Origin of the sequence: Rhizobium azibense, from assembly GCF_004342325.1 — a bacterium.
Taxonomy (GTDB): Bacteria; Pseudomonadota; Alphaproteobacteria; order Rhizobiales; family Rhizobiaceae; genus Rhizobium; species Rhizobium etli_B.
In genome coordinates, this window is sequence record NZ_SMBJ01000001.1 from 681954 (window position 1) to 705768 (window position 23815).

Annotated in this window: 23 protein-coding genes; 5 read left to right on the forward strand and 18 right to left on the reverse strand. The window is 59.4% G+C overall.

Translation table 11 applies throughout. The features are described 5' to 3' along the window. Positions 1 to 6 precede the first annotated feature (6 nt). The 7 genes from EV130_RS03260 to EV130_RS03290 all read right to left on the reverse strand — a co-directional run bounded on the left by EV130_RS03260 (position 7) and on the right by EV130_RS03290 (position 7025). Positions 7 to 828 carry a carbohydrate ABC transporter permease gene (locus EV130_RS03260; protein WP_074064054.1) on the reverse strand — a complete coding sequence of 274 codons (822 nt, stop codon included), beginning with the start codon at positions 826 to 828 and terminating at the stop codon, positions 7 to 9. Continuing rightward, complete coding sequence (locus tag EV130_RS03265) at positions 828 to 1763, reverse strand: carbohydrate ABC transporter permease (protein ID WP_074065588.1); 936 nt, start codon at positions 1761 to 1763, stop codon at positions 828 to 830. The genes EV130_RS03260 and EV130_RS03265 overlap by 1 nt, the downstream gene beginning before the upstream one ends. Beyond that, positions 1763 to 3094 carry an ABC transporter substrate-binding protein gene (locus EV130_RS03270; RefSeq protein ID WP_074064055.1) on the reverse strand — a complete coding sequence of 444 codons (1332 nt, stop codon included), beginning with the start codon at positions 3092 to 3094 and terminating at the stop codon, positions 1763 to 1765. Before EV130_RS03270 ends, EV130_RS03265 begins: the two co-directional genes overlap by 1 nt. A 51-nt stretch (positions 3095 to 3145) precedes the next feature. Next, complete coding sequence (locus EV130_RS03275) at positions 3146 to 3805, reverse strand: GntR family transcriptional regulator (RefSeq protein ID WP_074065589.1); 660 nt, start codon at positions 3803 to 3805, stop codon at positions 3146 to 3148. A 23-nt stretch (positions 3806 to 3828) separates the two neighbouring features. Beyond that, positions 3829 to 4710, reverse strand: a complete 882-nt coding sequence (locus EV130_RS03280) for a dihydrodipicolinate synthase family protein (RefSeq protein WP_132659228.1) — start codon at positions 4708 to 4710, stop codon at positions 3829 to 3831. Positions 4711 to 4827: 117 nt separating this feature from the next. Next, positions 4828 to 5805 carry an NAD-dependent epimerase/dehydratase family protein gene (locus tag EV130_RS03285; protein WP_132659230.1) on the reverse strand — a complete coding sequence of 326 codons (978 nt, stop codon included), beginning with the start codon at positions 5803 to 5805 and terminating at the stop codon, positions 4828 to 4830. A gap of 8 nt (positions 5806 to 5813) precedes the next feature. After that, positions 5814 to 7025, reverse strand: coding sequence for a glycosyltransferase family 4 protein (locus EV130_RS03290; RefSeq protein WP_074064058.1), 1212 nt, complete (start codon positions 7023 to 7025; stop codon positions 5814 to 5816). A gap of 409 nt (positions 7026 to 7434) precedes the next feature. On the opposite strand from EV130_RS03290, the gene EV130_RS03295 reads away from it, so the two are divergent. Further along, positions 7435 to 7839: a response regulator gene (locus EV130_RS03295; protein WP_237358644.1), complete on the forward strand. Its 405-nt coding sequence runs from the start codon at positions 7435 to 7437 to the stop codon at positions 7837 to 7839. Positions 7840 to 8999: 1160 nt separating this feature from the next. On the opposite strand, the gene EV130_RS03300 is transcribed toward EV130_RS03295, so the two are convergent. The 4 genes from EV130_RS03300 to EV130_RS03315 form a co-directional block, all read right to left on the reverse strand. After that, on the reverse strand, positions 9000 to 9401 hold the full coding sequence (locus EV130_RS03300; RefSeq protein ID WP_074065591.1) for a cupin domain-containing protein: 402 nt from the start codon (positions 9399 to 9401) through the stop codon (positions 9000 to 9002). A gap of 318 nt (positions 9402 to 9719) precedes the next feature. Then, positions 9720 to 9959, reverse strand: coding sequence for a tautomerase family protein (locus EV130_RS03305; protein WP_074064059.1), 240 nt, complete (start codon positions 9957 to 9959; stop codon positions 9720 to 9722). Positions 9960 to 9980: 21 nt separating this feature from the next. Further along, entirely contained in the window at positions 9981 to 10694 is a 714-nt protein-coding gene (locus EV130_RS03310) for an SDR family NAD(P)-dependent oxidoreductase (protein WP_074064060.1), read from the reverse strand. Positions 10695 to 10832: 138 nt separating this feature from the next. Then, positions 10833 to 11765, reverse strand: a complete 933-nt coding sequence (locus tag EV130_RS03315; protein ID WP_132549019.1) for a LysR family transcriptional regulator — start codon at positions 11763 to 11765, stop codon at positions 10833 to 10835. A gap of 558 nt (positions 11766 to 12323) precedes the next feature. Here EV130_RS03315 and EV130_RS03320 point away from each other — a divergent pair. Beyond that, positions 12324 to 12530 carry a CsbD family protein gene (locus EV130_RS03320; RefSeq protein ID WP_074064062.1) on the forward strand — a complete coding sequence of 69 codons (207 nt, stop codon included), beginning with the start codon at positions 12324 to 12326 and terminating at the stop codon, positions 12528 to 12530. 233 nt (positions 12531 to 12763) lie between these two features. Here the strand turns inward: EV130_RS03320 and EV130_RS32445 are convergent, their stop codons facing one another. The 3 genes from EV130_RS32445 to EV130_RS33960 all read right to left on the reverse strand — a co-directional run bounded on the left by EV130_RS32445 (position 12764) and on the right by EV130_RS33960 (position 14940). Then, positions 12764 to 13312: a hypothetical protein gene (locus EV130_RS32445; RefSeq protein ID WP_165918479.1), complete on the reverse strand. Its 549-nt coding sequence runs from the start codon at positions 13310 to 13312 to the stop codon at positions 12764 to 12766. 357 nt (positions 13313 to 13669) lie between these two features. Continuing rightward, on the reverse strand, positions 13670 to 13879 hold the full coding sequence (locus EV130_RS03330; RefSeq protein ID WP_132659232.1) for a hypothetical protein: 210 nt from the start codon (positions 13877 to 13879) through the stop codon (positions 13670 to 13672). A gap of 419 nt (positions 13880 to 14298) precedes the next feature. Then, positions 14299 to 14940: a GFA family protein gene (locus tag EV130_RS33960; protein WP_335727738.1), complete on the reverse strand. Its 642-nt coding sequence runs from the start codon at positions 14938 to 14940 to the stop codon at positions 14299 to 14301. Between the two features lie 250 nt (positions 14941 to 15190). Here EV130_RS33960 and EV130_RS03340 point away from each other — a divergent pair, with 250 nt between their 5' ends. Continuing rightward, a complete protein-coding gene (locus tag EV130_RS03340; protein ID WP_074064066.1) occupies positions 15191 to 16099 on the forward strand; it encodes a hypothetical protein in 909 nt (302 codons plus the stop codon). A 140-nt stretch (positions 16100 to 16239) separates the two neighbouring features. Here EV130_RS03340 and EV130_RS03345 read toward each other — a convergent pair whose 3' ends face one another. The 4 genes from EV130_RS03345 to EV130_RS03360 form a co-directional block, all read right to left on the reverse strand. After that, on the reverse strand, positions 16240 to 17538 hold the full coding sequence (locus EV130_RS03345) for a D-tagatose-bisphosphate aldolase, class II, non-catalytic subunit (protein ID WP_074064067.1): 1299 nt from the start codon (positions 17536 to 17538) through the stop codon (positions 16240 to 16242). Beyond that, positions 17535 to 18518: a tagatose kinase gene (locus EV130_RS03350; RefSeq protein WP_074064068.1), complete on the reverse strand. Its 984-nt coding sequence runs from the start codon at positions 18516 to 18518 to the stop codon at positions 17535 to 17537. The genes EV130_RS03345 and EV130_RS03350 overlap by 4 nt, the downstream gene beginning before the upstream one ends. Beyond that, complete coding sequence (locus EV130_RS03355; RefSeq protein WP_074064069.1) at positions 18515 to 19699, reverse strand: ROK family transcriptional regulator; 1185 nt, start codon at positions 19697 to 19699, stop codon at positions 18515 to 18517. The genes EV130_RS03350 and EV130_RS03355 overlap by 4 nt, the downstream gene beginning before the upstream one ends. Before the next feature lie 94 nt (positions 19700 to 19793). Then, positions 19794 to 20678 carry a sugar phosphate isomerase/epimerase family protein gene (locus tag EV130_RS03360; protein ID WP_074064070.1) on the reverse strand — a complete coding sequence of 295 codons (885 nt, stop codon included), beginning with the start codon at positions 20676 to 20678 and terminating at the stop codon, positions 19794 to 19796. Positions 20679 to 21086: 408 nt separating this feature from the next. On the opposite strand from EV130_RS03360, the gene EV130_RS03365 reads away from it, so the two are divergent. Then, entirely contained in the window at positions 21087 to 22037 is a 951-nt protein-coding gene (locus EV130_RS03365; protein WP_074064071.1) for a helix-turn-helix domain-containing protein, read from the forward strand. Positions 22038 to 22275: 238 nt separating this feature from the next. After that, positions 22276 to 23709 carry an extracellular solute-binding protein gene (locus EV130_RS03370; RefSeq protein ID WP_074064072.1) on the forward strand — a complete coding sequence of 478 codons (1434 nt, stop codon included), beginning with the start codon at positions 22276 to 22278 and terminating at the stop codon, positions 23707 to 23709. The last annotated feature ends 106 nt before the right edge of the window (positions 23710 to 23815 follow it).

Here is a 23815-nt window from a genome sequence, read left to right on the forward strand (position 1 = left end):
CCGCCGTCAGCTGCCTTTGACGGCGCCCGCCGTCAAACCAGCAACAATCTGCTTCTGGGCAAACATTGTCAGCACCAGCACCGGCAGCGTAACGATCAGAGCTGCGGCCGCAAGCGGTCCCCAGCTGACCTGCTCGAAGGAAAGCATGTTGTAGACTGCCACCGGCAACGTCCGGGTTTCGCGGCTCGCGAGCACGATACCGAACACGAAATTGTTCCACGAGAAGATGACGGAGAGGATGAAGGCGACGACAATGCCGGGCTTGGCGATCGGCAGCGCCACCAAGCGGAAGACCTGCCATGGCGTTGCCCCGTCGATACTTGCCGCCTCTTCGAGCTCCATCGGCGTCGTTTCGAAATAGCCGATCATGATCCATACGACGATCGGCACGGTCACCACCAGATGGATGATGATCTGGGGCCAGAGTGTGCCGAGGAGATCCAGCCATTGGAAGAGCAGGAAGAGCGGGATCAGAAAGGAAAGCCCAGGTGTCATTCGCGCGATCATGATGACCATTGCCGAACGCTCGGCCTTGAGGCGGGCAATGCCATAGCCTGCCGGCACGCCAATCAACAACGCCAGAAAGGTCGCCGCTCCCGTGACAAGAATGGAATTCCAGAAATACAGGAAGAAATTGTTCTCCTCGAATACTTTGGCGTAGTTCGACCAGGCAAATCGCTCCGGGATGAAGATCGGCGGATAGGCTCCATTGTCGATTTCGAACTTCAGGGACAGCGAGATCATCCACAGAAAGAAGAGGATGACCGGCGAGACCATCACCGTGGCGACGAAGAAAAGACCGATGCGATCGAGCGTCTTGCGCTTCATCAGCGTGTCTCCGTGTCTGACCAGTTCGTGCGCGCCCGCACCATCATTAAAACGAAGGAAAGCGCAACGATGACGACGAAGAAGACGACGGCCATCGCAGATCCGTAGCCGATGTCGTAATAGGCAAAGGCCGTATTGTAGAGATAGATATTGATCGTCTCCGAGGCCGTGCCCGGTCCGCCTTGCGTCATCGCATAGATGATGTCGAAGCTCTTTACGGCATCGATGCTGCGGATGATGACACCGACCATGAGGAAGGGCGCAATCATCGGCAGCGTGAGATAACGGAACTTCTGCCAGGCATTGGCACCGTCGATTTCGGCGCTTTCATACGGCTCGCGCGGCAGAGCCGCGAGACCGCCAAGCACGATTAGCATGATCAGCGGCGTCCACTGCCAGGTTTCAACCAGAACCAGCGAGGGAATGACGCTCTTCTGATTGTAGATCCATTCCTGGGGTCCAATTCCGACCAACGAGAGAATATAATTCAGGACGCCGAGCTGTGGATGAAACATCATCGTCCAGACGAGCGCGATGGCAACAGGTGTCGCCATCATCGGCATGACGAAGATGCCGCGCAGGAATCCCCGCAGCGGGAACTGCGCGTCAAAGATCAGGGCGGCGAGCGTTCCCAGAAACAGGGGTCCGATCACCGCAAGCGCCGTATAAAGGATGGTATGCCAAAGAGAATCCCAAAAGCGCGTGTCGGTCGCGAGACGGAGATAGTTGTCCCATCCTGAAAACGCCTGTGCCTGCCCGAGTGTCCAGCTGTTCACGCTCATCCACAGGGTGAAAACCCATGGAAAAACGATGACGGCCGCGATCACGATCAGGGCTGGGACGACGAAGGGCCAGTAGTTGGGAGCAAGTCCACTGGACTTGCTCCTCGCACGGGTTGCCGTCGCCTTCGCCGCTTCAATGCTCACCGAAGACATCATCCCTCGCTTCGGGCCAGGACCGGCTCGAACTGGGCCGTGGCTGACTTGAGTTCGGCGGCCGGGTCTGCGCCGCCGATCATGTTCGTCAGGCCGACGCCATAGATGTCGCGGAATTCGGTGACGGGGATGATGACCGGCAGGGCGAGCTTTGAAATCTTGCCGGATCCGACGACCGCATCGACCCATGAGCTCGGCATCGTGACGCCTTCGCGAACCTTGGGATCTTCAAGGATGGATTGGCGGAAGGGAACGCCGGCACCAGCCTGCAGAAGCCGGGCGCCCATGTCATGGGAAACCACCCATTGGCAGAAGAGGTAGGCGGCTTCCTTGTTCTTGCTTGCTGCCGTTACCCCGATACCATCGCCAAAAGTCGCGGCTGCCTGCGCTTTCGGGCCCTTCGGCATGATCCCGTAACCCACCTGGCCGACGACCCGGGATTTTTCAGGGTTTTCGATTGGCGGGGCAAAGCCGACGCCATCAAGCCACATGCCGACCTTGCCCTGCAGGAATGCCGATTGGGCTTCTGCCCAATTGAATCCGGAGACGCCGACAGGTGCTGCCTTCGTCATCAGGCGCTGATAGAGCGTTGCCGCCTGGACGGCTTCATCGGTGGTGGTGCGCAGTTTGCCGTCGGGCCCGAGGGGCGTCATGCCGTAACCGAGCATGAGGGCCGTCCACACGGGGACATTGGCATTTTTCAGTCCGCGAGCAACGAAGCCATAAGTGTTGCTGGACGCGTCCGTCAGGGCCTCTGCGGCGTTCGCCATCTCTTCGAAGGTTGCAGGGTACGAAAGGCCCTTTTTCTCGAAGAGCTGCTTGTTCCAGTAGACGATCCAGTAGTCGACGGAGAAGGGCAGGGAGCGCAGGAGGCCGTCGGAATCCTTGGCGAACTGCAGGCCTGCATCGGCGAAATCGCTCTCGACCAGCGACGGATCGGTAAGCGACGGATCCTTGAGAAATCCGCTTATGTCGGCAAGCCAGCCACCTTTTTCGAACTGCCGTTTCTGCACATGATAGCTCATGTGGACGACGTCGAAGCTCGGCTTTCCGGAGCTGAGCTCGATCGTCGTCTTCTGGCGCTGCTGCTGTTCGGGCGTCGCCTCGGCATTGACCTTTATACCGGTCAGCTCCTGGAACTCGCCGAGATATTTGAGGATGATCTCGCTGCGTGGGCTCTTGACGAGATTGACTTCGAGCGTTGTGCCGGCAAACCGTTTCCAGTCAACGGCGGCCGAAGCCGCCCTGACGCCAAGAAAGCCGGCGGCGCCGAGAGCGGCAGAACCAGCCAGAAAATTCCGGCGAGTTGGATTCCAAATTGAAGATGACATGCCATTCCTCCTCTTCTTGCCGGAGATCTCCTCACCACCGGCTTGCATTTCCTATAATCTGAGTGCGCGGTCCCTCGCGTGATGGATATGTGCCACGAGCGCGCTGACCGCATCTTCCGCAGACCGTCGCTCTATGGCTTCGAGAACCTTCAGATGTTCTCCCATGACCGGCCCGACGCGACCGTCGATACGAAAGCGTTCCTGGCTTATAAGGCGCATCTTGATTGAATTCACCCGGTAGACATTCGAGATGATGGTGTTGCCGAGCGCGTCGATGAAGGCATCATGCATTCCCCAGTCCACAGCCTGGGCGTGAAGCTCAAGTTCATGCGAATTGTTGCCGCCATCGATGGCCTCGGCGATGTCCCGGTGCGTTTTCAAAAGGCCTGCGATCGTTTCGTCGGAGGCCGACCGCGTAAAGAGCGCAACCGCCTCCTTCTCCAGGAACACGCGAAGCTGAAAGGCTTCGCGGATCAGGTTGAGATCGATATGAGCAATCTGCAGGCCGCGCTGCGGCACCGTCTTGATGAGGCCCTCGGCTTCGAGCCTTGGAATGAGTTCACGGATTGCGCCGAGCGTCAGTCCGGTCAGTTCGACGAGGCGGCGTTGGGAGACGAACTGACCGGGACGGACATCGCGCGCCAGCAGATGCCGGGTAAAGCTCTCATAAGCTCTTTCCCGCAACGTCGGCTGTTCGTCCAATCCACTCATGGATCCCCCTTCGTACATGACGATCAAGCGGCCTTTTTTCGAAACAGGGCGTCAAAGGCGAGGGCAAGCTCGTTGCATCCTTCGCCGGATATTGAAACGAGCGGTGGGCGAACCGCAAGCCACATGTCATCACCACTTAGGTGCGCGATCATCACCTTTACTGCCGGGGTCACGGGGTGCTTCAGCAGTTCGGCCACGAAAGCAACGACGCGCGGATCATCCCTTCCTTCATCGGCCATGCGCTTGATCTCCGGGGCGATGAAATTCGCCATGCCGGAGATTGCGCCCTGGCCGCCGAGGCGCGTTGCTTGTGCCAGGTGGCGCTCATCGCCGATCAAGATGATGAGATCATGATGGGCCTCGAGCAGTTTTTTGGTAAAGGCCCAATCGCCGGAGGAATCCTTGACGCCTGTCACAATTCCCGCAAAGGCCTGCCGCAGGCGGCCGATCAGCGCAACGCTCAACGGCACCATCGTGATAGAGGGAATGTTATAGACGATGATGTCGCGCGCTTGATCCCCGAGAATGCGGAATACGGCACAAAACCAGCGGAAAATGCCTTCGTCGCTGACATTCTTAAAATAGCAAGGCGGGGCCAGGAGAATGTTTCGAACGCCCATGGAAAGAGCATAGCCCGTCTGGGCAGCAGCATCCTCGGCGGCGTCGACCAGGACGCCCACGACAATTTGGCAGGGCTCGATGCCGGCCTCGATGAATGCCGCAAGCACCCTCTGGCGCTCAGTGCTGCCAATCGACGATCCTTCGCCGGTTGTCCCAAACAGCGTGACGCTGGAACAGCCAGCCGCAAGGCTCCGCTTTGCGTGTGCGATCATCGCAGAAACAGCAACGCGTTCGTCGCCGTCGAAAGGGGTCGCCAGGGCCACCGATAATCCAAAACGCTCCAAGAACCTGCATCCCGCCAAACTGACTATTCAGTATGGATTGACTAACATGTTAGCCTTGGGCCGGCAAGTGAAATCTCGCCGATTGCTCGCGCCGGCGAGTGCAATAGGGTCCGTGGGTCAGACGCAGGCGGCGTCGAGGCGGTGATGATGTCCAAGGCAGCGCCGCACACCTTCCTCGATACCGATCTTCGGCGCGAGTCCGAATGCCTTTTGAAGCGTAACGTCGCCGCAGCGGAAAAACACTCCCTCTGGACGGTTTGCCATTCCACGCACCTGCGGTTCCCAGCCGAGCTCGCGGCAGATAAGCTCGGCAAGCGCAATGAAAGCGGTTGCTTTGCCTGTCGAGAGGTTAAGGCTTGCGCCTGATGGCAGCGCGTCCATCGTCTTCCAAATGAAATCGACGCAATCAGAAATGTGGATGAAGTCGCGGCATTGGCGTCCGCTTCCCCAGACGAACACTTCCGGCGCGCCGCGCTCCTTGAGAAGCCTGTTGCAGATGGCCGGGAAGGGATAGGCGAGGTCCTGGTCCTCGCCATAGCCACTGAAAGGCCGGTAGGCAACGGCCCGGCCGCCATAGCGCTCGACATAAAGCTTCATCAGATACTCGCCGGTGAGCTTGGTCCAGCCGTAGCTGAGGTCGGGCACGCCGAGCGGGCGCTCGAACGAGATCATGTCTTCAGAAAGCCTCGTCTGCATCGCCTCAGTTTGCAATGCCACGGGATACGCCGCACTGGAGCTAAAATAGACGATGGTTGCGGGGCGGCATTCGCCTGCCCACCGCCAGAGAGCTGCGTCGACGGCGAGATCTTCGGCAACGAGCAGCGTCTGGTTCTCGAGCGTCATGCGCCCGCCGACGAGCGCCGCGAGGTGAAACACATAGTCGAAATGCTCGTGGGTGCTTTCGAAAAATCCCCGGCAATCCTGCTCATTCAAGGTGAACTGACGATGCAAACGCTGGCTTGAAGAAGGTGGCCTTGCGCCCGTTCCCGGTTTCATAGGATCGACGCAGACCACATCGAAGCCCTCGGCCAAGAGCCGGTCACAGAGATGCCGGCCGACAAAGCCGCATCCGCCAGTCACGAGTGCACGCGTCATGATCCCCCCTAAGCAGCGAGAAATGCAGCCTCCCCTGCATAGATCGCGATCATCCGGCGTTCCCATTCTACGCGGCTGGGCGCAATCTTATTGCCGAAGGCGCGGGCGCCTTCTGCGAGCTTTTGCACAAGGCTGTCGCTCTTGACCTTCAACAACGCTTCGGCCAGTGAGGCGGCATCGCCGCTCTTGAACACCAGCCCCGCGCGGTTTTGCTCGATCTCGTCAGCAATGAGAGCATTGCTGCTTATGATTACCGGAATTCCACTCATGATTGCCTCGGCGGCCACCAGCCCGTAAGGCTCCGGCATCCGAGACGGCATCACGAATATCCGCGCCTGGTCGGCAAGCTCGGCTACGGTTTCATGGTCGAGCCAACCGGGCACCCAGCAATTTGGAAGCGTCACCTGCATCTCTTCGAGAAGCGGCCCGCGGCCGATCAGCGTTGCTGCCTGATTGGTCATGCGCAGTGCTTCGCCCAGCGTACGCACGCCCTTTTCCCAGGTCATGCGGCCGAGGAACATGATGCGTTCGTGCCGCCAAGGTTCCGTCGGCCGCCGCGTAAGCGGCTCGGTGGGTGTGCGCAAGGTCTGGAAATTCCTGATTGGCCCGGGGGTCAAGTAGGCTTCCATTTTCTCGTGAGCGAGGATCACCTCGATGCGCTGCCAAAAGTCGTCACCGACGCCAATCTGCCCCAGCATGCGCCGGAAGCGCCAAAGCTTGTGCAGATAGTTGCGCTTGTCGCAGTTGGTTGCCAGGCACTCGAGCGACATCGGTTTGACGGGGCAGATTTCGCCGCTCCTGTAGTTGAGCCGACCGCCATTCGGGCAGTTCAGGAAAAAGTCGTGGGCCGTTACGATGACGCGGGCCGGGCTCTCGGCCAGGGCATGAAAGATCGAAGGCGACAGGATCTGGTTCCAACCGTGCACATGAACGACGGTCTTTTCGCTGGATCGTGCCAACAGCATCGACAGCGCCTCGTAGGCCCGCTTGTTGAAGTGACGGTCGAAAACATTGGCGATGACAGGCCCATCTCGAAGCGGCCTTTCGCCAAGCGCGATCGTCGGTAAGCGCAGACCGTATTCTTCAAGGCCGGTCCCGTCGTCGCCAACGAAGAAAGTGCAATCCATGGCGGCCCGCGCACAGGCCTGCAGACACTGGATCGCGACTTTCGTCGCTCCACCTTGGACAACGGAAACGTCGTTCACGACAATAAGGCGCATGGTCGAACCGCCCAAATCTACGCAGGGGCCAAGCGGGGACCAGCACCGGCAAAGGAAAACCAAAATCCCCGCTTTCAATGAGGCGATTTATCACGTCCGATTGCAATTCACCCAATGGCATTAGTCCGCAGTAATGAAGTGCCGGGGGATTGCTATTTAAAAACAATCTGCTGCTGCACGACCCACGTCAAATATCGCCAGCGTCGGGGTTTCTTCAGCCTGCTGACCGGGAATTGCTGTCGGTCAGCGGCGGACAAAAGCAACGCTGCGTAGACAGAGGGGCCAATGGCATGACACGGAAGTTGCAACTGCGCGCTGCATTCGATGCTTTACAATGTGAAGTGACTTTGAGCCCTATCGAATGTACGCTATTTGATGGCGCGCAATGGCGACAGCTGGGGGGTGCAAGATGACGATTGGAACTGTTCTGCTCCTTGAGGACGAGCCGATCATCGCTCTCGATGTCGAGAAGCTTCTTCAGGAAAACGGCGCCGAGAAGGTTATTACCCTGTCGACCTGTGCCGAGGCTATCGGATGGCTGGGTGTCAACACCCCGAATATCGCCATCGTCGATCCGCGTCTCAGCGATGGAATGTGCTCGTTTGCGGTGAAGACCCTTGCAGAGCGCAGCGTCCCCTTCATTCTCTATTCCGGCGAACCAGATGCGGCGATCGAGAGCGAACCCGCTTTCTCCGCAGGCCAGCTGCTTTGGAAGCCCTGTGAGCCCGAGAGACTGCTCGCCGCTCTCTCACGAGCTGCTATCGGTTCGGCTGAACATTCCGCCCGCACCGGTGGGCCTACGCTCCCGTTGTAAAAGGCACCAGCCGGACCACCGGCAGATGATCCGAGTACAACCAGAGCGCCTTTCGGTGATTTGGGACCTTAGTCCAAGTTGACGGAAAACGCCTCCAAGCTAAACTAGGCTCAGTCGTCCACTCTGCGGCGCTTTCGCATTTCTCAGTGCCCCGCCGCTTGCGGGGCATTTTTTCTGCACGGTGGTTCTGGTGTTTGCCGCAAGTGGCTGGAATACTTCATTTTCGGCATCGTCATAACGGGGACTGTGGCACTCTTTGCCTTGCACGGATGCGCAACGGCTTGCGCAGCGGCACCGCTCAAGGTTTCTAGGTGCCGTAGATTGACCTTTTGCGGCTCAGATGCGACGGGCTCGCCTCGCATGAACTGGATGCCCGCCGACAAAGTGGCTAGAGGACGACTGCTGACTTGAACGGAGCTGTCCCACCTGCCGAACCACCGTTCGTCACCTTGCCGACCTCGCTCGTGCAGTTTCCGGCATGGCAAAAACAACCACTCCACAATAGACGGCTTGCCGGTCATGGAGCTTGACTGTCGAAAAAATGGGCCGCAGGTAATTGCGGCCCATGAGATGTGAAGGTGTGAACCTCCAGAGGGGAACAGCTGGCGGCACCGGGAGGAGAAGGTACACGCGGCAGCTGTTTCTATATAGGACCAAAGCCAGCATTTAGCAACCCGGGATTGCCTGTCAATGCGTCGGGCAGGCCTTGTTCTTGTTGGCATTGAACTAGATCTGCAGCTCGAAGTAGGCAGTCGGTAAGGCCCATGGGCTACGGGACCCCGCGGTCCTTTGCACTAACCTGGCGACGTCAACGTCGGATCGACCGCCGCAAGCGATCCAGCTGACGTTCATCGCAACGATCAGGCAATCGCTCAGAAAAGAATTCCAGGCTCGTGAAGGTCCGACTTCGATCAGCCAGGCAAACAATCGAAGAACGAGCCGTCGTTCCCGTGCCGCAGACCGTCCCGTCAATTGGAGCAATCGCCCAGAAAATCCGGCCGATTGCTGCGCCCCAACACCTTGATTTCAGAAACCAGCCTGAAGCCCGACCCGCCATGTGATTGATGCTGCAGCCCGGGCGGGAAACAATGTGTCTGTGTTTTGCTTGCCGGAGGAAGGGGTCTTCGTTGCGGACTGCGACAGTACGCTGAGCGCATCATCTACTTGGCCGGTACGACGAGTGGCATCCCCTTTTTGACGATGTATGTGGCGAGTTCAGAGGCCTTGCCGCTGCCGACGTTTTTCGCGACGTGGGGCACTCCTGCGGGAATGAACAAGGTCTCGCCGGCCCTGAGCGTGATGGGCCTCCTATCCCCGAGCTGATATTCCAGCGAGCCTTCCAGGACATAGGCGATCTCTTCGCCGGGATGAGAATGCTTAGCGGCAATTGCGCCAGGTTCGAAGTCGACGCGCACCTGAACAAGTTCGCGTCCAGGCACGTCAAGGTCGTGCCGCAGAAGATCGGTGCGCTGAATTGTCAATTGTTGAGCCTGCGCCATGTGCGGCGTCACCGCGCTTGCGGCTATCGTCAGGGCAGCTGCAATGAGTCTGATCGTTGTCATATGGTCATCCTTTCGTATTGGGACCGAAACCGTCATCTTCGAGGACAGCAGCGCCATTTGAGCGAGGGCCTGTATCGTCGATGTGTCCGCGGGCTGCGCTTTTTGTAACGCCATGTAGAGGAACAAAAATCGCTCACGTCGAGGGTCGACCTTTTGCGGCCACTCGCTATGGATACGAGCGCCATGGTACTTTTTTCCCTTTTTTTGAAAGGGCGGCGCCCAGTACAACCCTTTGACGATCTCACATCGACGCAGCGATCTCAGTCCTATCGTGAGTTTCTGGGCGAAACCCTCACGTGCGAACTTCCTGCCGGCGGCTCAAGGTTTTGCTGCCGGCGCACGCCTGGCGCGATACTGCGCCGTCGGAAGCCCGCCCCAGCCCCAATTGTCGAGATCGACCTCCTCGATCACCACATAGGTGGACTCAAGGGGTTTGTTCAGCACGTCGAGCAGCACCTCGCTGACGCCCTTGATAATGGCGGCCTTTTCCTCGGCGGTGATCGAATTGCGGTCAGCAGTGGTCCCCTCGCGGGTAACCTGTACGGTGACGATAGGCATTTTGGTCTCCCTTCGAGAAGTTCACCAGCGACCGGCGTTCTGGCCGCCATCGACGTGGAGGATTTCGCCGGTTACGAAACGAGCGGTTTCGAGATAAAGGACGGCATCGATGATGTCGCGGATTTCGCCCATTCGACCAACTGGATGCAATTTGGCGAGAGCCGAATGCGTCTCCACCGGATGCATCGGCGTCTTGATCACGCCTGGAGACACCGCGTTGACGCGAACGCCGCTCTTCGAGAACTCCATCGCCAGTGACCGGGTCACGGCGTTCAGACCGCCCTTGGTCAAGGAGGCGAGCGCCGATGGCATCCCGACCATTGGCTGATCGGCAAGGCTCGTGGTGATGCTGACGATATGGCCAGAACCCTGCTTCAGCATCTCGGCGGCAGCGCGCTGGGTAATGTGAAAGAAGCCGGCCACATTGACCCCGAGGTTGTGGTCATAGTCTTCCTGGGTCATCTCGATGAAAGGCTTGGCGAGGAAGACGCCGGCATTGTTTACCAGCGAATCGATGCGGCCAAAGCGCTCAATCCCTTCGCGCACGATCCGTTCGGCAGTCGCCGGGTGACTGATGTCGCCGGGCACGGCGTGCACATCCGGGTCCGTGCTGGGCTTGATCGAGCGAGATGTGGCGATAACACGGTAGTTCTCCTCGCGGTAGGCGCGGACCAATTCAGCGCCAATCCCTTGCGATGCGCCGGTGATGATGACGACATTTCGTTCAGTACTCATGGACCTACATCCTTTTCAAATGCAGCGGCGCTTTGCGCCAGCCCTTCGCCCTCGGCGTTGGTGCAATTGATTTAGATCCATCCGGTTGTCGGGAGAATTGCCGCTGTCTGGGTAACACTCCTCCGAAAATCGGCATAATCAGCCGAGTGTGCCTGCCTGCGCTGCCAGTCGTGCAAATTCCGAGCGCAGACGCGGCGTGGCGAAATCGACAAAGGCGCGGACCTTGGGTACGGACATGCGGCCATGTGGCGCGAGTAGATGAACCGGCAACGGGGCGTGCTCGGCATCTGCAAGCACGATTTTCAGCCGGCCATCCCGCACAAATTCCGCGACATGATACGAATAGAGCCTGGTCAAACCGCGACCCGCAGCGGCCAAAGCGGCTGCAGCGCGCACGCTGTTGACGATGCACCTCGGCGTGAACTGGACTGTCCGGGGAATGGATGAGCCCTGGGCCGGCGTGAAGTTCCACGAGTCGAGACCGAAATTCGTAAATGCAACGATTTGGTGGTTTGTGAGATCTGCCGGTTCTTCGACGCGGGGATGAGCGGCAAGATAGCGAGGAGATGCGACAACAACGCGCCGCACATCGCCACCGAGCCGGGTGGAAATGAGTGATGAATCGGCGAGATGGCCGATCCGCAAGGCAATGTCGACGCCTTCGTCCACCAGATTGACGAACCGATCCAGCAGGAGAAGTCGGATTGAAACGGGCGGGTGCAAGTCAAGGAAATCGTCCAGTATGGGACGCACCACCTCTTCCCCGACGATCGGCGGCGCCGAAATCGTCAGCATCCCACGAGGGGCGGAACGCTCACCGCCGGCGAGCATGTCGGCCTCTTCGAGATCGACGAGCACCCGCCGGCAGGCTGCGGCGTAACGCTGACCGGCGTCGCTGAGCTTGAGGGTGCGGGTCGTTCGATGCAGCAGTTCAACGCCGACATGGGCTTCCAGGAAGCTCAGCGCCCGACTGACCGCAGTCGGTGATCGTTTCAGCCGCCGGGCGGCCCCTGCCAGGCTGCCTTCGTCGATCGCGGTGACGAATACCTTCATTGCATCGATACGGTCCATTTCAGTCTGCCGATCTGGGATAGTGGGCCAATCAGCAAGTGTTCACCCGGAAACAGCAAGAAGTAAACATGCCGACGGACCCGGACGAGCCGCGAGTTGATCGGTACGCGCTCAGCAAATCTGGTACGACGACTACAGTGATCAGACGTGCTGCTTCGGCAGCAGCTTGGCATCCGTGTAAGCTCTCAAGCAGCCCCGGGCTCAACGGAAGTACCAAAGCACGCGCTGAGAAGTCGCGGACGGGCGAGCTCGTTTGACCAAAACCGCCCCCCGGGCCTCTGCGGCCCGGCCCAGGCTCCACGGGTTCGTGGTGTCCACAGGAGGCTGAAGGTCGATCACTCAAGAAAGCTCGGATACTCGCGAATGCGCGGACTTTTGTTGGTGCACAGCACGGCGCACGCACGCACGCAAGGCAAGCCGCGGCAGCCGTCATAGCCGGGTCGTGAAAGGCGCTGACGGCCCACTCGAACGACTTGTATGCCCCGTCAGGTGCCGCCCTTCAAGGAACAAAACATGCCACGGACCGTTTTGTCCAAACAACAAAAAGGAGGAAGCACTATGGATTGGAACCGCGTCGAAGGTAATTGGAAACAGATGAAAGGCAAGATCAAGGAACAGTGGGGCAAGCTCACCGACGACGACCTTGATCAGATCGCCGGCAAGCGCGATCAGTTGGAGGGAAAGATCCAGGAGCGCTACGGATTGGCCCGCGACCGCGTCCATCGAGACGTCGATGATTGGTATGAAAACCAGACGTGGCATTAAGAAACCAGACGTGGCATTAAGAAACAAACCCGGCTGAACGCCGGGTTTCATTTCTCGCGACGGCAAGATCAATGACAACGGGCCGCCCGTACCTGCCCCGCAAAAGTCTCCTTGTTCGTTTCTGCACACCGAGAAGCAGGGCCGTCTAACACGGCACCTCGCTCTCGCACACTTTGGGCGGCCAGCTCTGCTTGCGGGGTGCCTCACTCACCAACCGCAATGTGGTCGCGTGATTAATCGCATTTTTCTTTCCGGGCCTTTGCTGCAGCGGTTTTTTCGCCATGCTGCTGTGCCACCATGTCCTGTTCAGACGTGGCAAGATTGGGGTTTTTGGCCAACGGCACTGTGCCACCTTCCTTCTGGGGTGCGTTGGCGCCAGCCGCGTTCGCTTGCGCTTGCGTGGTTTGACTGCCTTCCATCGGAGCATGCGCACCATCTTTGGCGATGCCGCTACGTTCCTCCGTCTTTGTGGACCCGGTTATGTCCACGCAGTCGGCGAAGCTCGGATGGGATGTCAAAGCTGCCATGCAGACGGCAATCAGCGTCAACGAAGTGAGTTTCATGACACTTCTCCTGTTGTTGTTATTGTTCCATCCTAACAAGTCAGCACATTCGAGGTTCCCAACGTTGCCCTCTTGATTGGCGGGGAGATCGCGCGGCAAAGGACTACAAATCCCGATCATAACGGCTTGCCGTCCGGAACGATCGATCTGCAGGTACTTCAAGGGGCCGGCCGCCGGCGACCGATCGCGAAGCCGGATATCCCCAGTCTTCGGCATCATGGCCTCTAACCGGCAAGCGGTGAAAGCCGGCGCCGATCGGCTTGATGAGAAACGACACCTCTGCCGATGATATCCAGCCAAAAGGACGGCTATGGGAGGCTGGTCATCATGGACTCGCCTCCAAAGAAGCAAGAGGCGAGCCCCTGGCCGCACGTGCTGGCGGATGTTGCCTTCCAATCTGCAGCATTGCACGCGGCCGTTAGCTTCAATTACCGGAGCGATGATAAAGTTCCTCTACCTTTATGTGCAATCGAGCGGATCGCCGGTCCACCAACAAAAAGCGGCAAAAATTGCCAATCATGATGGCCATCATTCTCAAGCCGCCCACCAGGCATCGTTGCGGCAAACCTCGCCGTGTCAATCCACGACCTCCATGTCTTCCTTCCGAAGGTCGTCGATGGCATCTATCGCTTCCTCGGGGGACCAGCCTGCCCGCATCGCGGCAGCAACCAGACGCACTTCGGCCTCCTGCTGAAGTTTCAGATAGAGCCCTTCAAGCGCCTCTCTTGCTGTGACGACATGTTCATCGTGGAGCGGAATAGCCGGAATTCTATCGAGTTGAGGCATTTTCATCTCCCTGTTAATACTGGTTTTTCCTCGGTGTCGCCGTTCGAGCTGCCTACGGGCGTTTGCTATTGCGACACGAAAGCGACGTTCTTCATCGACGAAATCTTCTTCGGTTTGCGACGTGCGCTTAGCAAGGTTACACAATCTAGCTGCAGCACTTGTCATCCGCTCGATGTTGAAGCGCCCGCACTGCAGCTAGAGTTTGAGCTAGGTGTGTCAACCCGGAGTGTCGGCGTGGGAACTGCCAAGCGAGGGCCGGGGCGTGCAGCGCACCAAGTTGCCAGGCCAATCAACCGCCGACAGTGAACCGCTTTGCCCTCCATCTTCGGGCCGCGTGCGCCTTCGAAAAAAGAACTGCCGGCGCACCCGCATATGCGCCAAACCGGAAATGACGACAGCGCGTTGTAATCCAGCGCAAGCTAGAATCTCTCCTGCGTCTGTTCTTCTGGCAAACCGGGTCCGCATTCCGCCCATCGCAGGCGGCTTTCGACGCCGTAGTGCCCCGCCGGTCGAATCCGCTCGGGATGATCGAGAGACCCGGCGGTCAGCCTTATCAATTCGTCCCCGTCATACTGCAGAAAGAGCGGTGTCCCGCAGTTGGCGCAGAATCCACGTGTTGCAATCGGTGACGACCGGTAGACGGACGGCTTTCCCGTCGTCCAAACGAAATCAGAAAGCCTTGCCTGGACTAGAACCGCGAACGGTCCGCCCGTTGCCCGTTTGCACATATTGCAATGGCAATAGCCTGAATGGGGCGGTTCGCCGTGAAATTCATACCGGCATCCTCCACAGAGGCATCCGCCTGTCCATTTTTCCTGGTCGCTCATGACTTGCAAACCACGATCAGCAGGGTTTGTTCCAGTGTGGTCTTCGAGGTCATGTGTCCGATAGCAGCTGGGTATGGCAAAGCGAACATTTCTGGCTTCCATTTCGTCCGGCTGGCAGCTGGTAGCACGCGCAAGTTCTGCATTATTCAATCTTGCCGCGGACCCTGCCTCCATCGTCCAGGATCCGATCCGCAGCGGCGCAGCCTGCCACATGCAAACGCACATCCCCCGCATCTTCGCAATGATCGATCGGCTGACATAATCAAGGCCGCGATCTGTTGCCGGTGCGGTCGGAGTTTAGCAATGGTGGTCGGGAGACAGACTACCGGAACATTGAACAGGCGTTAGCGTTAAGTCTCTGCAATAACTTCAAAACCTCAAGATCGGAGGCAACGCCATGGGTCGCGGTATTCTTCTTTGGCTTCTCGGTATTCCACTGCCGATCGTCATTCTCCTTGTTCTCTTCATGCGATAGGAGGTGTCAATGTCGATGTCCATGACAGGTCCAGACGTCGCGGCCACTCCTGTCGAATCGTCCAAGTCCGCGATGTCGTGGGGACCGATCCTCGGCGGCGCTATTGCTGCCACGGGCGTTACCCTCATCCTTCTGCTTCTAGGATCTGGCGTCGGGCTGACGATGGTGTCACCTTGGACGGGACAGAGCGCCTCGGCAGAGTCAATTGGTGTGACCGCCGCGATCTGGCTTGTGGTCGTGCAGTGGTTGTCGGCAGCGTTGGGTGGCTACCTCACCGGCCGGCTTCGCACAAGATGGGCCGCTGTTCACACCGACGAGGTCTTCTTCCGGGATACTGCCCATGGCTTGATCAGTTGGGCGGTCGCCACGATTTTCGTGGTCGGCTTCCTGACGTCATCTTTGACCTCGCTTGCCGGGGCCGGCGCGCAGGCAGTCGGCCAGGCAGCGACCAATGCCAGCCTTGCTGGCGCTGTCGCAGCAGGATCATCACAGTCGCCGGCAACCGATCTGTCGGCGGCCTATTTCACCGATGCTCTGCTTCGACCAGACCGAAATCGCGCGCAGGCCACGACCGACCAAGGCGCAGCCACGGCTGAAGTTTCGAGAATTCTTCTGCAAGGTGCCGCTCAAGGCGGGATCCCCGCAGAAGACAAAGACTACCTCGCTATGATCGTGGCATCACATGCAGGTCTTTCGGAGGCCGATGCAAAGACCCGCGTCGAGGCCATCTTGAAGCGTGTGGAGGATGCCAAGGTCGCGGCTCAAAAGACTGCAGACGAGGCACGTGAGGCAGCGGCAACGACAGCAATGCTCGGCGCCCTGTCGCTCCTGATAGGTGCTTTCATTGCCTCTGCTGCCGCAGCACTGGGAGGCCGACAGCGGGACGAGGAAGAAGACGTAATTCTAAAACGCACGTGAGACCGACATGCGCCCATGTCCTTTATGCTCTGGAGTCGCGGAACTGCGGAGGCTTCGAGGCAGACAAGTGCGTGACAAACCAGGCTTGATCGGCCTCTGCCGAAACCAGTTTTGTTGAGCAATTTGCCGCGGGTGCGAGCTTATCCTTGAGAGCATGCCCGTGGTAATCGGTCCGGCCGGTGAGCACTTTGGTATCCGTCGAGAACCGCCCGCACCGCATCGATCAGCAATTCCTGCGGTTCGAGCGGCTTTCCGGCGTACCTTGCAAAAATGGGCATATGCTGCCGGAAAAGAGGTGCGGGGATGATCCGGCCGTCGAGAGCTTTTATGAGCCGGAAGGTGGCCGCTTCCGCCGCCGGGTGATTCCAGTAGTAGCGAATTCGATCGGAATAGGAATAGTGTCGCAGGGTGTGTCGCTTGGCCCGCGAACCGTGATAGTGGCCCTTCCAGTGACCGGGGTTCTCCCTCATCAGCCCGTCCATAACGGCCATGAGGTTTCGGCTCGGATAACCGGGGATGGAGTCGCTTGCGATCAGGTCGAGTCCGTACAGTGCTTCTCGAAGTGCGAAGGTCAATTCCGGTCCGACCTTGAGGATGGCGAACCCGTCCTCGACGAGTTGTCGCAGCGCCTCCACGCCCTGAAAGTCAGTCGAATGTGCCTCATAGACAAGGGCGGGCTCCTCGTCGAGCAGCGCAGAAAGGGCTTGCGCTTTCGCCCGGTCGTAGACGATGACGTTTTCGTTGCCGAATTCGACTCCGGGCTGGACGACGAGCGCCAGCACGCGGTCGAAGGCCCTGGCGAGCCCCGCTTCGTGGAACTGCGTCCGATGCAGAGCAATTGTCTTGCGCGCCGCGTCCACGTGCGTCGGTTCGAGCGTGGTGATTAAATGATCCGCGCCGCCAGGCGGCGGTACTTCGGTGCCGATGACATAGACCGGTCGTTCACCGCCTGAAGAGGCAGCGCACCGTTCTGCCACAGCCGCCAGCCTCACCGCCCGCTCGGCGGTCGTGGCGTCGTCGAGCGCGACCGGTTCACCCGCGCAGCCCATGGACGTATCGAGATGGAGCTTGCAGAAGCCAGCCTCGACATAGGCGGCGATCATGTCTTCCGCTTTGGCCATGGCGACATCGGCAGGTTCCTCACGCCATGGATTTGGGCCAAGATGGTCGCCTCCAAGGATGACCTTGTCTCGCGGCAGACGCTCTTGGTCGGCAATCTGCTCCACCAGCGCCACAAAATCACGGGGCTTCAAGCCCGTGTAACCACCGAACTGATTGACCTGGTTGCAGGTCGCCTCGATCAATACCGGACCATCGCACCCCACGGCCTGTCGTAGGGCAGCGCGGATCACGATGGGATGAGCCGAGCAAACGGAAGTGATGCCAGCCATGCCGCCCGTGCGTCGGCTGCGAGCCAGGTTGCCGAGCATGGACGTCATCGGCTGCGCCCCGGTGTCATGGCGATGAAGGCGTCAAGTTCGGCGCGGGTGCCGGCTCCCTCCATCGGTCCCTTGGCGGTAACATTGCGCGCGCCGGCGGCATTGGCATAGGTGAGCGCCTGTTCGATCGGCATACCGAGCCGGCGGCACGCGACATAGGCGCCGCCGAAGCAGTCTCCGGCGCCGGTCGGATCGATTTCTTCGACTGCGAAGGCCGGGCAGTCGATGCGTCTGCCGTCCCGCGTGAAGACGGTCGAACCCTTCGCGCCGCGCTTGAGTGCGACTTCGCTGGCGTTGCGGGCGAAGAGCGCACGCACCGCCTCGCTTTCGCCCGTAACGCCAGCCGCGACGAACAGCTCATCTCCAGACGGAAGGATCAGGTCGGCGATATCGACAAGACTTGCGAAGCGGGCGCGCGTTTCGGATTGCCCGAGCAGTTCCTTGCGGACGTTCGGGTCGAAGGAGATGCTGCCGCCGCGAGCCTTGATCGCCGCAATCGCGTGTTCGATAATCTCGATGGTGCCGGATATGGCCAGCGCGGTTCCCATAACATGCAGATGGCCCGATCGGGCAATGAGCGCCCGCGCGGCGGCGCTAAGGTCGATCTGGGCGGCGGCGGATCTTGCTATGTTGAAAACGAAATCGCGCGTACCATCCGTGCGGTAGCGCACGAAGGCGCTGCCGGTTGGAAATTCCGCGCTGATCGAAATGGCCGAGACGTCGGCGCCGTCTGCACGTAACCGCGCGACATTGACGCGGCCGAAGTCGTCGTCGCCCACGCAGGCGATGATGCCGGCCGCACCGCCTATTCTGGCGCATTGATCGATAAATATCGCCGGAGCCCCGCTGGGGTAGGGGCCGATAAGAGTGATCGGCTCGAGAAAGCCCGTGCCGCGATCCGTTGCCATGATCTCGACGAGGATCTCGCCGATCGTTATCGTTGGTCCAAGGGCATCGGGAGCTAAGCCGTTCGATGTCATGCAGCATCCTCGGCAGGGCGCGCGCTGTCGGCCAGGAGATAGCGCTGGTGAAGCATGCAGGCAGCGCCGAAGGCTGGCCCTACCGTCTCATCGTCGTTTGTTTCGATCAAAGGCAGCGGAAAGCTTTCCTCCTGCATGGAGCGAATGTGATGCAGCACGCGCGCCGCCATCAGCGGATAGAGCGCGGCGACCGAACCGCCAAGCACGATCCTGTCGGCATCGATGATCCTGCAGGCCTGGATCAGGCCGTAAGCCAGCGCACGGGCCCAGTCTTCTGCTATGGCGACGGCGCCGGGAACGCGATCGCGCACATCGGTCAGAAAAGTAGCGAAGTTCGGTTCCGGCTGCCTCGAGACGGAACGATAGATGCTCAGGATGCACTCCAGACCAAGGACGCTTTCAAGGCTGCGGCCGGGCGCATCGGCACCATCGATGCGCAGATGCCCGATTTCCCCGGCCAGTCCCCGCGCGCCGCGAAGAACGGTTCCGTCGACGACGATACCACCGCCCACGCCACTTTCCATCACGAGATAGAGCGTGACTCCCGAATGGACCTCCCGAGCGCCGTAGCTTGCGCCGGTCGCAAAGGCGTTTGCATCATTCTCCACCATGATCGGCAGTTGTGCCGGCACGGCCGCACGCACGAGATCGGCGAGCTGTATGTTCTGCCAGCCGAGCAGGGGAGCGGTGTTGATCAACCCCTTTCGGTCCATTTGCGCCGGCACGGCGATGCCGAGCCCCTCGCAGCGGCCGCGATGTTCGGCCGGCAATGTCTCGAAGGCAATCGCGACGGCGCGCGAAACGGCAGCCTCGACATCGACGGACGGGCCGTCGAAGGGCTCCATGCGGTTGTTGACGATGCGGCAGGCGAGATCGACCTCGACCACCGTGATGTGTTCGACGCCGATCTCGATGCCGAGAAAATAGGCGGCGCCGGGCATAAGTTCGAGCATGATGCCCGGCCGCCCGGCGTGGGTCGCCTGTGCCTGCTCGGCGGTTCCCACCTCGCGGACGAGGCCATCGGCGGTGAGGCCGGCAATGATATGGCCGGACGAGGAGCGATTGAGGCCTAAAATGCGAGCGAGCTCCGCCCGACTCAAGCGCCCGTGACGATAGAGCGCCCGCATCGCTGCGAGTTCATTGCGCTGGCGGATTCCGCTCGCAGGCGCGATCGAACCCATTTCATTCACGGACGGTTCTCCTTGCCTTTCTTTTCGGAACACCGATTACGACGCCTCGGTATTTAGGGATCTGCCTTGCCTCCATCTTTCGCCGTCACGGCCGCGCAACGGTCGCGCGACGGCGTTTCGCCTCGTCCAACTTGAGATCGATGAATTGCTTTGCATGCTGCGCGAGCGGCAGGTTTTCACTCCAGGTGTCGCGCCAGATCGCGCAGGCAAGCGACAGACCTTCGTCGACGACGGCGCCGGAGAAGGATTCGAAGGTGATGTCGCGCTGGTAGTCGATGTCAAGCAATGCGTCGAACACCCGATCGAAATTGATGACGCCGTCGCCGAGATAGCCGCGATTGCTTTCGCCAATATGAAAATAGCCGATCTTGTCGCCCGCAAGCCTGATGGCCGCCGCCGGGTTCGCTTCCTCGATGTTCATGTGGAATGTGTCGAGGTGCAGCCGCACATGCTGCGAGCCTACCTGCTCGATGAAGGCGAGGCCCTGGGCGGTGGTGTTGAGAAGATTGGTCTCGAAGCGGTTCACCACTTCGAGAACAAGGTCGATCCCTGCAGACTGGGCAAGGTCGGCCGTCCTGGCGATCGCCGCGACACTATTGTCCCATCCTTTTTTGGTGGGCATGCGGGAGTATTTCGTGTGGGCGGAATAAAGGATGCCACCGAGCTTTGTCCCGCCGATGTCGCGCACGGCGCGCACGGCGTCGGCCAGCATGTCTTCGCCCGCTCGCACCGCCTGCCCGTCTTCGCTCGAAACGTCATGGGTGACCGGAAGGCCCATGGTGACGGCGATGTCGAGGCTAAGCGCGGCAGCTCGCCTTGACAGTGCATCGAGATCGAATTTCTCTGGTCGCAGATAGGCGAACTCAATCAGGTTGTAACCGCAGGAGGCGGATTTCTCCATTGCTTCCTCGAGCATCGACTGGGTTTGTCCGCCCGTCCAAACGAAGGAATGAATACCCAACCGGCCCATGTCTCCCCTCCAAAAGGTATGTTGCATTGTGCAACAAATAAAACTTCGACTGCGTCTGTCAAGCGGATTTGAACATCCGTGCTGCTCGAGCATTCGATGCCGATATGAGCAAATGCCTTATTATGCCCGGAAATGTCCCAAGAGACGCGCACGAGCGCGGCAAACCTTGGGGTCGTGAGATTGGTATTGACAGCCTTTCCAAATGAACTAATTTGTTTTTTAGGGCAACATATAAGGCGCAAACCAGCGCCAAACGGAAGGCGGACGTGCAGGGTGATCCAAAGGCGCTCGCTTGCTTTTAAGCTGCGACTGGCCCAAGGAGCCGAACGACGAGAAGCTCTTTTGGCGTGCATGCCGACATGGCCCGCCTGGGAACCACGACCTGCCTGTCGGGAGGAGGTTATTTCCATGAAAGCCGATTTGCGGATCGTACCCGATTTCGAGATGATCATCTGCCCGCCAGCAGAATCCTTTCGCTGGAACATGCATGACTACCCTTATTTCCGGGCGAAGTGGCACTACCATCCTGAATACGAACTGCATCTCACCCGCACGACTTCGGGCGTTATGATGGTGGGCGACTATATCGGCGAGTTCGAGCCTGGCTGCCTGGTACTGACTGGTCCGAACGTGCCGCACAATTGGGTCAGCGACATCGAGCCCGGCAAGCTGATCCGCAACCGCGATGTGCTGATCCAGTTCACGCCCGAATGGGCCGATCGCGTAGGCTCATTTTGTCCCGAGCTTGGGACGATTAAGCCGCTTTATGAAGATGCGGTCTACGGCGTGCAGTTCTTGGGCGCAACTGCGCTCGAAGGCCGGCGGCTGCTCGCGCAGGTGGGCTCCGCCCACGGCGCCGAGCGTGTAGTGCTCTTCCTGCAGCTGATGATCGCGCTGGCACGCAATCCCGCCGAGCGGCGCAGGCTGTCGCGGCTGGCGCCAGCCTCTTTTCAGATGGATCTGCCCCATGAACTTGATGTCGCAATGCGTTATGTGCTGGAGCACTACAGCGACGACATCGACCTTGCCTCGGTCGCAAAGGTCTGCGGTCTCGAGCCGCAGGCCTTCTCGCGCTTTTTCAAGCGCCAGACCGGTCACACCTTCGCGCGCTACGTCATCCTTGCGCGCATTTATGCCGCCTGCTCATTGCTCACCCAGACCTACCGTCCGATCACCGAGATCTGCTTTGAGGTCGGGTTCAACAACATTGCCAATTTCAACAGGCAGTTCTTCAAGATCTGCGGGCGCACACCCTCGGATTACCGGCGCAACGCACACAAGATCGGAACGCAGGCGCGAAGCGATCCCTTCCGGGAAATCCGCGCCTATTCGGCCGTCGCAGTCGGCGAAAAAGTATAGGTCGCCAGCAAACCACGCGTGGCGGAGCAAAAGGCCGCACACTAAGCTCTTCCCACGCCAATAGGAACGAAGCCGGGAAAAAAGCCCACAGGCCGCGATCCTGCAAAGGCGAACCGTATCTGGAAGCCGGGAGGAGCCGAGCTGCCGGAACCTGGGAGGAGCCGACATCTGTCGGTCGTGGGAACGTACTTGCCGGCCAGCGCCCGCAAGTGGTGCAAAGGCACAAGGAGGAGGAATTATGATCAGGAAAAGTGGAATTGGGATCGCCGCGCTTGCGATCGGTGTTCTTACCAGCGTAATACCCGCAAAGGCCGATTTCTGGTCGGATGCCGGCGCGAAGTACAAGGGGGTCGTCCTGCACGGCGTGACCGAAAGCACGCCGCCGTCCAACTACATCAAGGACGTGCTTGCGCCGGAATTCGAAAAGAAGACAGGCATCAAGGTCCAGATCGAGACCACCTCCTGGGACCAGATGTACGACAAGGCCATCAAGGACATGGAAGCCAAGACCGGCATCTATGACATGGTCTATATCGAGCAGGACATCATCTATGCCTATCTGGCGCGAAACTTCCTGATCGACATTTCGAAAGCGCTGAAGGACGATCCGTCGCTGAAGGCGCCGGAATTCGACGAAACCCATTTCACGACATTCGCCAACTACTTCAAGAATGCCGAGGGCAATCTCTTCGGCATTCCGATGGAAGCCTTCATCAAGGTTTATCTCTATCGCACCGACCTCTTCAACGATCCAAAAATCCAGGAAGCCTTCAAGAAGGAGACCGGCAAGGCCCTGGCTCCGGCCAAGACCCATGAGGAATATACGCAGATTGCTGAGTTCTTCACCAAGTACGGCAAGGACAACGGTTTGGAGCTCTGGGGAACGACGGCCCAGGCGCATACCGGTCACCCGGCCTCCTGGTATGAATTCTTCGAGTCGATCGCTCCGACATTCGGCGTCTACAACTGGGGTATCGACGCCAGCAACAATTATGCCGCCTCCGTGAAGAATGGCGGCCAGATGAACAGCGACAAGGCCAAGGCTGCCATCAAGTACTGGCTGCATCTGCGCGACATCGCTCCGCCTGAATCTGCTGCTTCAACCTGGACGGAAGTCGGGACGACATTTGCCGCCGGCCGCGTCGCGCAGGGCCTGGTTTATGGCGAGAACGCCGCCTGGATCGCCTCTGATGCAGAAAAGTCCAAGGTCGTCGGCAATGTGGGCGTCGCGCTTCCGCCCACCGAAGCCGATGTCCTCAAGGAGGTCGAGGGCGGCAAGGGCTATCTCGGCTACTATGACGGCGGTGCCTTCGGCTTGCCGATCACATCGAAGAACAAGGAAGCGGCCTTGCTCTTCCTGCAGTTCATTGGCCAGGATTCGGTTCAGCCCGACTGGGCGATTGCCGCACCCCGCATCACCAATACCTCGACCTATGATGATCCCAAGGTCCTCGACATGGATAAGAAGCTGAATGGCTACTACACCATGCTCAAGGACCAGGGAAAGCTCTTCGCCGGGGCGCCGCCTTTCCCCTTCCATGCGCAGGTTCGTGAAGCCACGGCGCCGATCTTCTACAAGATCCTCCTGGGCGAAGTAGGTCCCGATGAAGGCCTCGACCAGATGGCTGAGGCGGCCGAAACAGAGCTGAAGAATCTCGGCTATCGCAAATAACACCGACAAGTGCCTGCGTCCGGGTGGCCCCTCCCAGGACCGCCATCCGGGCGCAGTTGCCCTTGGTGCAGGCTGTCGATCTGCGCGAACTTCTTTCGGGAGCACG

Bases quoted from the DNA above. Each gene is read 5' to 3' on its own strand.
- EV130_RS03260 (WP_074064054.1), bottom strand. From the start codon at position 828: ATGAAGCGCAAGACGCTCGATCGCATCGGTCTTTTCTTCGTCGCCACG.
- EV130_RS03265 (WP_074065588.1), bottom strand. From the start codon at position 1,763: ATGTCTTCGGTGAGCATTGAAGCGGCGAAGGCGACGGCAACCCGTGCG.
- EV130_RS03270 (WP_074064055.1), bottom strand. From the start codon at position 3,094: ATGTCATCTTCAATTTGGAATCCAACTCGCCGGAATTTTCTGGCTGGT.
- EV130_RS03275 (WP_074065589.1), bottom strand. From the start codon at position 3,805: ATGAGTGGATTGGACGAACAGCCGACGTTGCGGGAAAGAGCTTATGAG.
- EV130_RS03285 (WP_132659230.1), bottom strand. From the start codon at position 5,805: ATGACGCGTGCACTCGTGACTGGCGGATGCGGCTTTGTCGGCCGGCAT.
- EV130_RS03290 (WP_074064058.1), bottom strand. From the start codon at position 7,025: ATGCGCCTTATTGTCGTGAACGACGTTTCCGTTGTCCAAGGTGGAGCG.
- EV130_RS03295 (WP_237358644.1), top strand. From the start codon at position 7,435: ATGACGATTGGAACTGTTCTGCTCCTTGAGGACGAGCCGATCATCGCT.
- EV130_RS03300 (WP_074065591.1), bottom strand. From the start codon at position 9,401: ATGACAACGATCAGACTCATTGCAGCTGCCCTGACGATAGCCGCAAGC.
- EV130_RS03305 (WP_074064059.1), bottom strand. From the start codon at position 9,959: ATGCCTATCGTCACCGTACAGGTTACCCGCGAGGGGACCACTGCTGAC.
- EV130_RS03310 (WP_074064060.1), bottom strand. From the start codon at position 10,694: ATGAGTACTGAACGAAATGTCGTCATCATCACCGGCGCATCGCAAGGG.
- EV130_RS03315 (WP_132549019.1), bottom strand. From the start codon at position 11,765: ATGGACCGTATCGATGCAATGAAGGTATTCGTCACCGCGATCGACGAA.
- EV130_RS03320 (WP_074064062.1), top strand. From the start codon at position 12,324: ATGGATTGGAACCGCGTCGAAGGTAATTGGAAACAGATGAAAGGCAAG.
- EV130_RS32445 (WP_165918479.1), bottom strand. From the start codon at position 13,312: ATGATGCCGAAGACTGGGGATATCCGGCTTCGCGATCGGTCGCCGGCG.
- EV130_RS03330 (WP_132659232.1), bottom strand. From the start codon at position 13,879: ATGCCTCAACTCGATAGAATTCCGGCTATTCCGCTCCACGATGAACAT.
- EV130_RS33960 (WP_335727738.1), bottom strand. From the start codon at position 14,940: ATGCGGGGGATGTGCGTTTGCATGTGGCAGGCTGCGCCGCTGCGGATC.
- EV130_RS03340 (WP_074064066.1), top strand. From the start codon at position 15,191: ATGTCGATGTCCATGACAGGTCCAGACGTCGCGGCCACTCCTGTCGAA.
- EV130_RS03345 (WP_074064067.1), bottom strand. From the start codon at position 17,538: ATGACGTCCATGCTCGGCAACCTGGCTCGCAGCCGACGCACGGGCGGC.
- EV130_RS03350 (WP_074064068.1), bottom strand. From the start codon at position 18,518: ATGACATCGAACGGCTTAGCTCCCGATGCCCTTGGACCAACGATAACG.
- EV130_RS03355 (WP_074064069.1), bottom strand. From the start codon at position 19,699: ATGGGTTCGATCGCGCCTGCGAGCGGAATCCGCCAGCGCAATGAACTC.
- EV130_RS03360 (WP_074064070.1), bottom strand. From the start codon at position 20,678: ATGGGCCGGTTGGGTATTCATTCCTTCGTTTGGACGGGCGGACAAACC.
- EV130_RS03365 (WP_074064071.1), top strand. From the start codon at position 21,087: ATGAAAGCCGATTTGCGGATCGTACCCGATTTCGAGATGATCATCTGC.
- EV130_RS03370 (WP_074064072.1), top strand. From the start codon at position 22,276: ATGATCAGGAAAAGTGGAATTGGGATCGCCGCGCTTGCGATCGGTGTT.